Source organism: Plectonema radiosum NIES-515 (genome assembly GCF_025753815.1).
Taxonomy (GTDB): Bacteria; Cyanobacteriota; Cyanobacteriia; order Cyanobacteriales; family Nostocaceae; genus Hassallia; species Hassallia radiosum_A.
The window spans coordinates 1-13,015 of record NZ_JAOWRF010000261.1; the positions used below are offsets into that span (position 1 = coordinate 1).

General features: G+C 40.8%; 15 protein-coding genes. 8 read left to right on the forward strand and 7 right to left on the reverse strand.

Going from position 1 to position 13,015, the window contains the following annotated elements:
* Positions 1 to 183: 183 nt before the first annotated feature.
* From OGM63_RS18510 to OGM63_RS18535, 6 genes are all read left to right on the forward strand, one after another.
* Positions 184 to 1,770: a glucose-6-phosphate isomerase gene (locus OGM63_RS18510; RefSeq protein WP_263747127.1), complete on the forward strand. Its 1,587-nt coding sequence runs from the start codon at positions 184 to 186 to the stop codon at positions 1,768 to 1,770.
* Positions 1,771 to 1,891: 121 nt separating this feature from the next.
* Positions 1,892 to 2,338 (forward strand): cupin domain-containing protein, encoded by a 447-nt coding sequence (locus OGM63_RS18515; protein ID WP_263747140.1) that lies wholly within the window; start codon positions 1,892 to 1,894, stop codon positions 2,336 to 2,338.
* A gap of 331 nt (positions 2,339 to 2,669) precedes the next feature.
* Positions 2,670 to 2,987, forward strand: a complete 318-nt coding sequence (locus OGM63_RS18520) for a hypothetical protein (RefSeq protein ID WP_263747128.1) — start codon at positions 2,670 to 2,672, stop codon at positions 2,985 to 2,987.
* On the forward strand, positions 2,984 to 3,346 hold the full coding sequence (locus OGM63_RS18525) for an aspartyl protease (RefSeq protein ID WP_263747129.1): 363 nt from the start codon (positions 2,984 to 2,986) through the stop codon (positions 3,344 to 3,346). Before OGM63_RS18520 ends, OGM63_RS18525 begins: the two co-directional genes overlap by 4 nt.
* Before the next feature lie 224 nt (positions 3,347 to 3,570).
* Entirely contained in the window at positions 3,571 to 3,888 is a 318-nt protein-coding gene (locus OGM63_RS18530; RefSeq protein ID WP_263747130.1) for a hypothetical protein, read from the forward strand.
* Entirely contained in the window at positions 3,885 to 4,247 is a 363-nt protein-coding gene (locus OGM63_RS18535) for an aspartyl protease (protein WP_263747132.1), read from the forward strand. Before OGM63_RS18530 ends, OGM63_RS18535 begins: the two co-directional genes overlap by 4 nt.
* Before the next feature lie 3 nt (positions 4,248 to 4,250).
* Here the strand turns inward: OGM63_RS18535 and OGM63_RS18540 are convergent, their stop codons facing one another.
* The 3 genes from OGM63_RS18540 to OGM63_RS18550 are packed head-to-tail and all read right to left on the reverse strand — an operon-like array spanning position 4,251 to position 8,375.
* Complete coding sequence (locus OGM63_RS18540; RefSeq protein WP_263747133.1) at positions 4,251 to 5,702, reverse strand: DUF1802 family protein; 1,452 nt, start codon at positions 5,700 to 5,702, stop codon at positions 4,251 to 4,253.
* A gap of 2 nt (positions 5,703 to 5,704) precedes the next feature.
* Positions 5,705 to 7,693 carry a P-loop NTPase fold protein gene (locus OGM63_RS18545; RefSeq protein WP_263747134.1) on the reverse strand — a complete coding sequence of 663 codons (1,989 nt, stop codon included), beginning with the start codon at positions 7,691 to 7,693 and terminating at the stop codon, positions 5,705 to 5,707.
* A gap of 49 nt (positions 7,694 to 7,742) precedes the next feature.
* Positions 7,743 to 8,375, reverse strand: coding sequence for a hypothetical protein (locus tag OGM63_RS18550; RefSeq protein WP_263747135.1), 633 nt, complete (start codon positions 8,373 to 8,375; stop codon positions 7,743 to 7,745).
* A 753-nt stretch (positions 8,376 to 9,128) separates the two neighbouring features.
* Between OGM63_RS18550 and OGM63_RS18555 the strand changes: the two genes are divergently transcribed.
* Together OGM63_RS18555 and OGM63_RS18560 are read left to right on the forward strand one after the other, a co-directional pair.
* Positions 9,129 to 9,626 carry a hypothetical protein gene (locus OGM63_RS18555; RefSeq protein ID WP_263747136.1) on the forward strand — a complete coding sequence of 166 codons (498 nt, stop codon included), beginning with the start codon at positions 9,129 to 9,131 and terminating at the stop codon, positions 9,624 to 9,626.
* Positions 9,627 to 9,707: 81 nt separating this feature from the next.
* A complete protein-coding gene (locus OGM63_RS18560; protein WP_263747137.1) occupies positions 9,708 to 10,019 on the forward strand; it encodes a translation initiation factor in 312 nt (103 codons plus the stop codon).
* Positions 10,020 to 10,090: 71 nt separating this feature from the next.
* Here the strand turns inward: OGM63_RS18560 and mdh are convergent, their stop codons facing one another.
* The 4 genes from mdh to OGM63_RS18580 form a co-directional block, all read right to left on the reverse strand.
* A complete protein-coding gene (gene mdh, locus OGM63_RS18565) occupies positions 10,091 to 11,107 on the reverse strand; it encodes a malate dehydrogenase (RefSeq protein ID WP_263747138.1) in 1,017 nt (338 codons plus the stop codon).
* A 255-nt stretch (positions 11,108 to 11,362) separates the two neighbouring features.
* Positions 11,363 to 11,578: an NAD(P)H-quinone oxidoreductase subunit O gene (locus OGM63_RS18570; protein WP_029634642.1), complete on the reverse strand. Its 216-nt coding sequence runs from the start codon at positions 11,576 to 11,578 to the stop codon at positions 11,363 to 11,365.
* A gap of 180 nt (positions 11,579 to 11,758) precedes the next feature.
* On the reverse strand, positions 11,759 to 12,388 hold the full coding sequence (locus OGM63_RS18575) for a Vat family streptogramin A O-acetyltransferase (RefSeq protein WP_263747141.1): 630 nt from the start codon (positions 12,386 to 12,388) through the stop codon (positions 11,759 to 11,761).
* Positions 12,389 to 12,396: 8 nt separating this feature from the next.
* Positions 12,397 to 13,015: DNA-formamidopyrimidine glycosylase (locus OGM63_RS18580; protein WP_263747139.1), on the reverse strand; the 619-nt coding region annotated here is incomplete at its 5' end.

The window sequence follows — 13,015 nt, forward strand, 5'->3', positions numbered from 1 at the left end:
TTTTACAAGCAGACGACGGCATACAAGATACCCTAGCGTCTCGTGGACTCGCAGATGTGAATAAGATACAGCAACACCCCACTCCCCACTCCCTCAACAGTTAAAACTGTATAAGGCTCTGGTCTTATTGATCTTGGCATAAACTAAACTTGTTTGTGAAAATCACTTAACTAGAGATTTCCTATGGATGCTACCGCACTTTGGCAACGATACCAAGATTGGTTATATTACCACGAAGGACTAGGATTTTATCTAGATATCAGTCGAATGCGGTTTGATGATGCCTTCGTAGAGTCGTTGCAGCCGAAGTTTGACAAAGCGTTTACCGATATGGCTGAACTGGAGAAGGGAGCGATCGCCAATCCAGACGAAAATCGTATGGTAGGGCATTACTGGCTGCGAAATCATACTTTAGCACCTACTCCAGAACTTCAAGACGAAATTGTCAACACCCTAGAACAAATCGAAGTATTCGCCGAAAAAGTCAAAACAGGTGGGATTCATCCTCCCAGAGCGCAACGCTTTACTGATATTATCTCCATCGGTATTGGTGGATCTGCCCTGGGACCTGAATTTGTTGCCGAAGCTCTTGCCCCAGATTTCCCACCCCTGAAAATTCACTTTATCGACAATAGCGATCCGGCAGGTATCGATCGCATTTTGACTCATTTGCGAAACAGCCTTGCCAGCACTTTGGTGTTAGTTATCTCCAAATCTGGGGGAACACCGGAACCGCGCAACGGTATGATTGAAGTTAAAAAAGCTTACGCCGGACAGAATTTGGACTTTGCGAATTATGCTGTTGCTATCACCAGTGCCGATAGCAACCTTGATAAATTGGCAAAATCTGAAGGCTGGATGGCAACCTTTCCCATGTACGACTGGGTAGGAGGACGCACCTCTGAATTGTCTGCCGTGGGGCTAGTACCTGCCGCATTACAAGACATCGACGTTCAAAAGATGCTAGAGGGTGCCAAAGAAATGGACGATGCCACACGCATCAACGATATCAAAAAGAACCCAGCAGCATTGTTAGCTTTGTCTTGGTATTATGCTGGCAACGGACGCGGCGAAAAAGACATGGTTGTCCTACCTTATAAAGACAGTTTATGTCTATTCAGCCGCTATTTGCAACAGCTGGTGATGGAATCTTTGGGTAAAGAAAAAGACTTAGACGGCAAAACTGTTTATCAAGGCATTGCCGTTTATGGTAACAAAGGCTCAACTGACCAACACGCTTACGTCCAACAATTGCGTGAAGGCGTCGCAAATTTCTTTGCCACCTTCATCGAAGTTTTGGAAGATCGTAACGGTGTATCTCCAGAAATAGATCCTGGAGTCACATCAGGTGATTATCTTTCTGGCTTCCTCCAAGGAACCCGACAAGCGCTTTACGATAATCACCGCGATTCGATTACAGTCACAATTCCCCAAGTTAATCCTCGCACAGTTGGGGCATTAATTGCTTTATACGAACGCGCTGTTGGTTTCTATGGCAATTTAGTCAACATTAATGCCTACCATCAACCAGGTGTAGAAGCTGGTAAAAAAGCCGCAGCCACCATTCTAGATTTGCAAAAACAAGTCGTGGAAGTGCTGCAAACCGAAAAAACTCCCCTTTCTTTGCAGGAAATTGCCGAAAAAGCAAACGCATCCGACCAAATTGAGCCAATTTACAAAATTGTGCGTCATCTTGCCGCAAATCAACGCGGTGTAGTGTTGGACGGTCATCCTGGGGAACCCGGTAGTTTGAAAGTTTCTCTCAGTTGATCCGTGTAGTACTTTAAGCACATTTTGGTTACTTTTGTCGCTTGTGCAACAATTTTTTATTTTTGGGCATCCTAGATTGAAGAGACTTCAATTTTTAGGATGTTTTTTTTAGGATATTGTGATGAAAAATGTGCGCTCAATTGAAATCCGTCCCTTAGAATCTATCAAAGGAGGGATGACTCACTTTTTTACTCCCCAAGCCAGTCATGAAACAATGCTGGTGCAGATTCCTGCAAATACAATCGATGATTTGTTTGTTCATAAATCACAAACAGACCAATTATTACTAGTTAAAGGTGAGTTTGTTTTAGTAAGTTTAATTAACAGAAAATACCAATATCTTGCTTTAAGCGAAGATTACCCAGCAGTAGTAACAATTCCACCCGGAGTCTTACATGGAGCAATTAATTTAAGTTCCGAACCATGTGTTTTAGTGAATGCAGTATTGCGTCACAGACCAACCCAAGAGCGAGATTATGTAACTCGTGGTAGACCATTTCCGTATGATTTAGCAGCAGCAGAAGCAGCTTTAAAACAACTGCAAACAACACAGAAACAACCTGTATAATTAGTATGGTGGGCATTGCCCACCCATACAGCCGATTGGGTTGTTATTAAATACACCTAGAGACGTAGCAATGCTACGTCTCTACAAGGAGAGGGGTTTTACCCATATACCTCATCTACCTGAAATTTGCTGTATATTAATGTAGAGATTGCAAATTAATTTAGATCAAAACTATAACAATCCTAAATAAGAGCGTAAAACTCCCTCCCTCCTCTTCCTCTGCGTTCTCTGTGTCTCTGCGGTTCGTTTAAAAAATAATTATCCCAACTCATATAGAATTACTAAATCTATTGATAGCATGAAAATAAAATCAATAGATAGAATTAAAACTATGACTGAATCAACACCAAAACCCCTAGCACGCAGAGGTAGAATATTTCCTGAAATTACCATATCACCAGAAGAACTAGCCAAACGTAAAGCCGAAAAAGATGCATTTCATCAACGTTGTCGGGCAATTTTTGAACGAGTGCGTCCCCAACTTATCGATAAACATTATGGCTGGTATATTGCTGTCGAACCAGATAGTGGTGATTACTTCATTGATGCAGATATAGAAGTAGCAAGCCATAAAGCACGCGATAAGCATCCAAATGCTGTACACTGTATGTTTTGCCTGAATGAAACTGGAGCCACTGGCACTATATGATACAGGGTACATTTGGCGATAGAGGGCAGCTATTTTTTGAGATTGAATTAATTAGTGTTAATGGGTTCAATCTGCCTGTGGATGCCATGTTGGATACTGGTTTCACAGGCTTTATGGCTATTAATAAACAAGATTTAGACGCTCTTAATTGGCAATTTATTCGTGAAGAAGAATTGCGAACCGCACAAGGGGAAAGTCTTTTTGAAATTTATTTAGGTAAAATAGTTTTAGATGAACAGAAGTATGAAATTCCGGTTTTTGCTGGAGATGAAATTACAGAAATATTATTAGGTTCAGAGGGGTTAAAAATTTTGCCGTTAGTGGTGAATTATCAAGCGAAAATATTGACGCTGGGATAATTATTAGCTAGTTGGTAAATCGCAAAGAAAATAAAAGCGATCGCTTCTCCAATTCATATACAGCAAATTTCAGGTAGATGAGGTACATGCGTAAAACCCGCTCATCCGCTCACAGACTACCAAGTGCTACGTCTCTACGTGTATTTCATAACAACGCAATCTGCTGTAAAATTATAAAATCTATTGATACTATAAAAATAATATCAATAAATAGAATTAAAACTATGACTGAATCAACACCAAAACGCTTAGTACGCAGAGGTAGAGTATTTCCCGAAATTACTATATCACCAGAAGAACTAGCCAAACGTAAAGCCGAAAAAGATGCATTTCATCAACGTTGTCGGGCAATTTTTGAACGAGTGCGTCCCCAATTCATCGATAAACATTATGGCTGGTATATTGCTGTCGAACCAGATAGTGGTGATTATTTCATTGATGCAGATAATATGCAAGCCCACAAAAAAGCCCGTGAGAAGTATCCAAATGCTGACCACTGCGTTTTCTGCTTGAATGAAACTGGAGCCACTGGCACTATATGATACAGGGTACATTTGGTGAGAGGGGTCAATTGTTTTTTGAAATTGAATTAATTACTGCTGATAACTTAAATCTGCCTGTGGATGCGATGTTAGATACTGGTTTCACAGGCTTTATTGCAATGAATAAACAAGATTTAGACGGTGTTAATTGGACTTATATTGGTCGAGATGAACTACGAACCGCACAAGGGGAAAGTCTTTTTGAAATTTATTTAGGTAAAATAGCTTTGGATGAACAGGAGTATGAAATTCCGGTTTTTGCTGGAGATGAAATTACAGAAATATTGTTAGGTTCAGAGTGGTTAAAAATTCTGCCGTTAGTGGTGAATTATCAAGCGAAAATATTGACATTGGGATAATTCTTAGCTAGTTGGTAAGTCGCAAAGAAAATAAAAGCGATCGCTTCTCCAATCGTTGCCTTTAATTCGTCCCAAGTAGCCTGTTAAAGGTGATGAAAGTTCAATTAATATTTCGTGCATTTCTTGAGGATGTAATTTAGTAGATGAAATAGCACTAAATGCACCATGTAGAGAATCAACACTAGCTCTTTCAAATCCGGTCTTTTCTAAATAGTTTTTCACTAATTCGATAAGTTGCGATCGCAAAGCAATTTGTTTTTCTACTTGATTAATATATTCTTCAATTTTATTGTCAATTTGTCCCGTTTCTAAATATTGCTTCAATTCAACTAAATTTACCGAACCTGGATATTTTGCTTTTAATTCAACTAGCTTTTGTAAAGTCATAGCATTAATAATATTGATTTTAGATATTTGAGCAGATTGTTTAAGTTGTTTTGTTGGTTGACCAGGACCAATAATTAATCGAACAGCCATCATATAATTTTCTTGAAGATGTCTTTTGCCAATTCGATCCAATTCCTCAACAGTGCGATCAGGAATGCTTTTACCTGCCTTACATTCACAAACGAGGGGATAGGGTTGCGAGCAAAATAAATCTAAACCTCCTGCACCACCTTTATAGTCTTCCTCAACTTTGAATCCTAAAAATTCAAGACTGCGACGCACGATGATTTCAAAATCTGTGCCGGCTTGATAGTTGCTTTTTTTCTCTTCTAGTTCGATGCTGCGATCGCCTAATTTAGCAATATCATTTATCCAAACTAAATCTGAATCGCTTTGCTTGACAAATTGCTCACTACTCCAACCTAAAAATACTTTGATATCTTGTTCTAATTGTTTAGCTGCTGGGTTGGTGGTAGCAAGGGAAATTAAAGCACTTTGCAATTCTTCTAATTGTGGATGCAGTGGTGGTTGTAAGTTTTGTAACTGGTGTTGGCGTTGGTTGAAGATGCGATCGCTTAACGTCGGCTTGGCGTCAGAAACAGTCTGCGACTTTGGCAAAGGCACAAAATGACGATTTTGGGGTTGCGTTGGTATCTCAAACGGTTTAGGCAGCAAATAAACGCGCAGATAGGCTAAAAAAATATGCGATCGTTGCGAAAGTATTTGCTGTAATCCTTCTGTTGTCCAGATGCTTAGTTGTGATAAAGCTTTTAGTGATTCAGATTCATTTACTATTTGGCATAGTTCGCATTTAGCCCAAGCTTTAATTAAGACTGTTTCCGAAGCTAAGTTAGGAATAACTGTTTGTGCAATGGGTAAAAAACTTGAGCGATAGTGTTGTTCAGGGGGTAGTAAATTAAGTGAAATATCCGCTGGATATAAAGCAAATGTCTGCCCCGGATTAATGAATTTCCGAGGCATTGCGGCAATCATTCGTCCTTGAATTAAGCTTTCAACATCGGGAGATGGTAGACATAAAGCGTTGTAAATTAAAGTTGATTCGCTCATGGTTAATTAAACAAATCACCCAAATCATCCGCGTCGTCTGTATCTTCAATAGTGGGAGGGTTAAGGAAGTCGTTTAATAGTTCGTCTCCTTCAATAGTCTCTTCATCAATTTCACCGGAAGGATCGCTCAATATTTCTCGTAACAAAGGATTTTCGGCAGTTATTGGTTTGGAAAACTCTATGACTTGCTCTTCATTTAGCTGATAAAGTTCGCGCTTCTGATAAACCGAATAAAGGTGAATGAGAGGTTGAATTTCTTCTGCTTTCAAATATACCCATTCTCCACCCAAATCTTGGACAAGTTTATTGAGATGACCGTATGACTCCCAATTCTTGCGAATTGTTTTTTCTTTAGAGCGAACTAAGCAACCCCGCGTTATATCGAATGTTTCGTAGTCAATTAAACGCCACATTCCTGCACCTACTACACGTCCGTTAGAATATTGGAGTACAGTAACGCCTATTTTGAAAGCTTTGTTTTTATCTTTACCAATAATCTTAAAGTTTATCCAACCCTGATTCTTTGATTTTGGCTCTACTTCAGTAACATCTTCGACTGTTACTTCATTTAAAGTCTCACCTGTTTCCGTTTCTCCTTCTAATGTCTGACCTTTTAATGTCTGAAAGCCAAAACGCAAAGCCTCGGCAATTAAAGAATTATGCTTTTCTTCTAAATAATCACCAAGGTCTACTTCGCTCTCCCTGTTCAAAGCCAGTTCAAATCGCTCAAATGGCTCTTTTGGTAATTCCTCTGCATCAACTTTAAAGTTCTCTGCACACCATTGCAAAGCTTCTCTAACAGTTAGTTGGTTTTTACCATATTTTATCAGTTCACTTTCTTCAAATGGATAAAGAGTATTAGGAGGAGTTAAACTTCTTGTTTCATAAAATTCTTTCAGCCACATACTGACTAGTTCAAGCATAGAATCGCCACTAAGAGGCTTTAAATCTATCGGCTTGCGTTGCGTATATTTGGAAATTCTATCTGGTGTTCCACCTGGTATTATATTTACTTTATTTGCCCAGGTATCAGGCATCATTACTGTGAGAATAACAACACCTCGACCAAGTTCAGAGTTTTCGAGAGTATCGTGCAGAATCTTAACCAAGTTAGCAATTACGAATTCTGTTGGCAACCCATCATCAGTAGAGTTGTTTTTAACATCAATTTCGTCAAAACAAATAACAACAGGGTTGTAGTAACTGACTAAATTTAATATTTGCTGAATATTCTTTAGTGCTTCAGCTTCTCTGTCTTGACTAGTTTTGCTAGGATTGGGTAATCCTAAAGTATCAGCATTAGAGTTTGCTAATTCATGACCAGATAACCATTCTCTTGCAAAAGATGCTTGAGTTTCTGAAAGCGTCCACAAAATAGCCCGTAAAATATAGGGATCTACATTTGATTTTGTTTTCAGAATTTGCTTGGTGAGCGTATTCATCAAACTTTTGTTTTTAGCCGACCAACTAGCAGATACTTTGTCAAATCGATCAACCAAATCCTGAGGAGAAAGGTTTGGAGCATTAGGATTAATGGCTTTGAAGCCTTCGTTTGCGATCGCAGCTGCTACTTCTTGCCACTGCATAACTCCTTGACTACCTGTTTTGCTCAGACTATCTGCCAAAGTTTGCTGAAATTGGTATTTAACCAGGTTTAAATCTGTATAATTATTCACACCTGCATAGACGAATAAAGCCCCACCTTCGCGTTCCAGCCGATGGCGAATACGACTTAAAAGATGAGTTTTACCTACTCCGTATTGAGCAGTTATGGCAATTGATGTCACTTTGTCTTGACTGGATTGGCTATTACGCACCAGTTCAATTGCCTGAAAAACTGTATCAGAAGCGTGGGCATTTAAGGTAGGAACATCGGGGAATCCCTTCCCCCATATATCTTGTTCTTTGACAATTCCAGCGTTGCTAAATGGATTGTGACTTTGAATGGCAGCGTTGATGTCTTCTATGGGAGAAACAGAAGGATTTTCCATAGCGATTGGTGTGAGGTAACGAACTAAAACTGATTTTTGGGCAATATGTTTAACTCAAGTGCTTGGCATAGTAGCGCAATCCACCACCGGGGATGGTGATTGAGTCTTCACGTTTATCAGGAGTGATGTCTGGCATTTCTCCTGCCATGAGCTGAAAAATATCCTTTTCCTGCATTTCCAACAGCCATTCATTGAAATGTTCACGACTGGTGCGATCGCCTATTTCTCTCCTAATTCGATATATCGGCACCAAATCATTCAGGTTATAGTCCCGATTCAGCTTGTCGTATACTTCCAAGGTGACTTTGTGAAACTCGTCGTAAGATTTAATTTCACTCTTTACCTGATTAACTGGTACATCTGCACCATCCATTTCACCAATCCACCTTACCAACGCATTCGCTGCCCAAGTCCCGACAATAGTTCCTTCAAATTTAAAATCACCACTTTTCAAACCTTCACCCAGCACCTCTAAACCTTGAGGAGATGTGAGAGTGTAGCCTTTTTTGGAGATAGCGATCGCCCCTTTTTTCTCCAATTCATCAAAAATGTCTTGAAAATCTGCTATTTTCTTGTCTTTAGATTTGATGCGATCGTGAAGTTTACCTTTGTTCACTTCTTGCTTTGCTCCTCCCAATTCCCATAAAGCAAGCAGTAGGCGAGTTGCAGCTTGATTTGTCATATTTTGTAACTTTTTTGACACTGTATCAATAATAATCTTTACCAGTATAGTTTTGGCTGAAACTTTTTCACTTTTGGAAAAATACTAAAAAATCTCAAGTTTTGATTTATGAAAATATCAAGTTTCATATCCCCGACAAATAGACATCTCCAGAAATTAATTGCGCGTTGTCTACAACCCTTGTAGAGACGCGAAATTTCGCGTCTCTTGTTTTTCACCTCTTGTGTCTAATGAATGCGAAGTCGCCGATATTAGACACTCTTTAGTAGAAATTAATGATGCGTTATCTGAACCCCAACAGACGTAGCAGTGCTACGTCTGTACATTAGACATCTCCGGAAAAGATGTAGAGACTATTCTGTGCTACGTCTAATCAAGGGTTTTGGGTAACGCATATTTAATTTTTGGAGATGCGTTATCCAGAACCCAGAGACGCGAAATTTCGCGTCTCTACAATGTTTTCACCTCTTGTGTCTATTCATTTTCACGTTTATGTGTATTGCGATCGGACTGCTATATACGAAAATATTTGTTACTAAACCAACTTTGTATCTCTTTGGGATGAATCCAAGTTCTCTCAAAGGCAGGATGAAATACTTGCAAAATTTCATCATCATTGCAATCAAACGGTTTACCTGTGCTGTTGTAAATGAACAATAAACGTTCCTTCCATCTGGTAAAATAACAACAATTTCCACACTGTTTTTCTAACAACACGGCATTTAGATTTCCGCAGGGTGATGAGAAAACAAGATGAACACGATATACCCAGAGCGTAAAAAACTTTCGCGTCCGCTGGCAATGTTACTTTCGGCATTGTTAACTGTGCCGCTTCTTAGTAGTTGCGGTGGTGGAGGTTCCCGAAATGCAGCCCCACCCCCACCTGTTGATGATATTGGTAGAACAGTGAATAATCCTGCCCCTGGAAACCAACCCCAAGCTAAGAAAGGATTATCAACAGGGCAGAAAGTGGGAATAACTTTAGCCGGAGCAGCTGCACTTTACTACCTCTACAACAGGCATAAGAATTCTCAAAAAGAGGGAGCGCAAGGTAAGTATTACCTTTCCAAAAATGGGCGTGTTTACTACCGCGACGCTAATAAGCAGGTTCACTGGGTAACTCCACCATCCGGAGGAATTCAAGTTCCCGAATCGGAAGCGCAACAGTACCGGGACTTCCAAGGCTATAACGGGCGTTCTACAGGTCGTGATTTAAAAGATGTAGCACCAGCAAACGCTCCAACATTTTAGATTGGTGCCCTTAAAAGCGGCTTACATGAACTTAAAAAGACAATAGCACAGTTCAACACAAACTTAAAAAGGAGACAGATTATGGTAGACGACTTTTTGCGAAAAGCGAAAGATTTTCTTGCTGGATCGAACGACGAACAATCTGACCAAGATACCGATTACCGCGATCGCCAGGTACGTCCAGCCAGCGAAGATCCTTACGGCGACCCCGCAGACCAGTATGGTAACGCTATCCCCGCCAGCGAAGACCCCTACGGCGACCCCGCAGACCAGTACGGTGATGTCCGTCCAGCCAGCGAAGACCCCTATGGCGACCCCGCAGACCAGTACGGTGATGTCCGTCCAGCAAGCGAAGACCCCTACGGCGACCCCGCAGACCAGTATAATCGCTAATGAAGTTTTGAAAAAAGCGATCGCGCGATCGCTTTTTTCAAATCGGGCAGTAGCAATTAATGCTACTGTTTTTATTGTTGCGAAAAGTAACTTGTTGCTAATATTTGTTGCGCTCGCTCTATACTTTCACGCACAGATTCAGCGGAAGTATGCAAAGCAGCCATCTCCACATCAGTAAGATTCAATTCCAACACCGTGTCAATTCCACCGCATCCCAAGCGACAAGGAACGCCAAGACATATATTTTCTAAACCGTATTCTCCCTGAAGATACGTAGACACTGGTAATAAACGTGACTCATTTAGTAAAATTGCTTCCACCATTAAGCAAGTTGCAGAAGCCGGAGCAAAAAAAGCCCCACCTGTTTGCATTAATTCCACAATTTCCGCGCCACCATGACGGGTTCTCTCTACCAAACGCTCGATTGTGGCTGCATCCATCAATTCTGTAATCGGAATACCGTTGACAGTAGAATAACGTGGCAAAGGTACCATTAAGTCTCCGTGGCTACCTAATACCATCGCGTTGACATCAACAGGACTGACGCCGAATTCCATCGCAATAAAGGTTTGAAAGCGTGCCGAATCTAACACACCTGCCATACCCATGATGCGATGTCTAGCGACAATACCCGAAGGATCTTGTGGTAGTAGACTTGTTGCTTGGTAAGCCAAATAAGTCATCACATCTAAGGGATTGGTGATGATAATGAAAATCGCATCGGGAGAACGAGCGATCGCTTTCTTTGTTGCCTCTACTACAATTCCAGCATTCGTATAAAGCAAATCATCCCGACTCATACCCGGTTTGCGGGGAGTTCCTGCCGCAATTATCACGATTTCTGAACCAAATGTATCAGCATAATCATTTGTGCCGATAATCTTGCGATTATGCGTTTCAATTCCCCTTGCCTCCATCAAATCCAGCGCTAATCCTTGAGGCATTCCCGGAATAATATCCAGCAATACCACATCTGCTAAGTTTTTTTCGGCAATACGTTGGGCAAGGGTACTACCAACCCTACCAGCACCGACGATGGTTACACGCGGTGAATAACACAACATTGGGGAGTTCGGGGAATAGCTCATAATATCATATCCGCTAAATTACTTACAATGTAAAGACGTTCCGGCGGAACGTCTCTACGACGGTAGGTAGGTTTTTATTAGTGTTAATTAAACGGACATGATATCATTCCCTGTTTTGGCGGATAATTAAATTTTATTAGGGATTTGGAATTAAAGACGCTTGGATTAAGGACGCTCATTGATTTGGTTAAAACCCGAAGTTCGGGCGGATTTCTTCCCCAGTCCCCAGTCCCCAATCCCTAGTACCCAGCCTTTTTATTTAAATTCTTCGAGTTGATCCAAACGTAACCACATATTTGGTGTTGGCACTTTCCCGAACTTGATTTGAGCGTAATCACCTTTGATATCGACAATTTCGCCTTTAGTTTCAAACAAATAACTAGGAAAACGTGTATCACTAGCTTGTGCTTCTAAACTATTTTCTAGCTTTTCGCGGACAACGCGAACCGTATCTCCTCTTTTAATCGGCATTTACTTTCCCCTCTTGGTGTATATTTGTGGATTCCTGATTGAATTTTATCTCCCGCCAAGACGTAAAAGCGCAAAGATGCCTTAATTTTCAATTAATCACGACTGATAAAAAGCTCTTATCGGTGACGCTGCAAGAATGCGGTTCGTATCTCCATAATCTTTGGATAACGATCAAAAAAGTCAAACACACATTTTTAACGCTTCAATATCTGCACCGACAATTTTTTCTAAGTTTCTCGTAATTTTTTCAATATTCCAATTCCACCAAGCAATTTCTAACAAAGTATCAATGGTTTCATCTGAAAACCGCTGTCGTAGCGGAGTAGTTGGATTCCCTCCGACAACTGTGTAAGGTGGAACATCTTTCACTACTACAGATTTTGCCGCAACGATCGCACCATCGCCGATTTTTACTCCCGGCATTATCACCGCTTCGTATCCAATCCAGACATCGTTACCAATCACGGTATTACCTTTAAAAGGTAATTCGTCTTGCGGCATTACGCGTTCCCAACCATGACCAAAAATTTGAAATGGATAGGTAGAAAACCCAGACATTTTATGGTTTGCGCCATTCATAATGAATTTTACACCTGTAGCGATGGCGCAAAATTTGCCGATAACCAGTTTGTCGCCAATAAACGGATAATGGTAAAGCACATTCCGCTCAAAATTTTCTGAGTCTTCCAGGTCATCATAATAGGTAAAATCCCCGATGATGATATTGGGGTTTGAGACAACATTTTTGATGAAACAAACCTGGGGGAATCCCTCCATTGGATGCGGAACTTTCGGATCGGGATTTGGCATGGCAACACCTAATGCTGACATTGTATACAAAAGTGACTCGAACGTCCACCTAATCTAATTCGCTCAATTGCTGTACCACATACTCTACAAGGTTCTCCGGCGCGGTTGTAAACCCAAGCTACACCGCCATAGTTACCGTTTACACCTTTGATATTGAGGAAATTACTAAAAGTAGTGCCACCAGCGGCAATGCTGGTTTCTAACACTTGAATAATGTGCGATCGCAAACGTTCAATTTGCTCCGTTTTCAAATCTATACACAGTGTTTCTGGTCGGATTCCACTCAGAAACAAAGCTTCATCAGCATAAATGTTGCCTAACCCAGCCACGACTGATTGATCAAGTAGTGCAGTCTTGATAGGACGACGGCGATTTTGCAACTTACTTGCCAAATACTCTACAGTAAATTCCGTTGAAAACGGGTCTAACCCCAGCTTTTGTAAACCAGTAATGATACTTTCAACCGCAACTCCTGGAGGAACCCACCATATTTTACCAAAAGTGCGCTGGTCAACAAAGCGCAATTCTTGCTCCGAACCAAAAAATAATCTTACCCGTGTATGCTTGTGCAACGGTTCATCTCGATGCACCCACAGTAGTTGACCGGTCATTCGCAGATGAACCCCA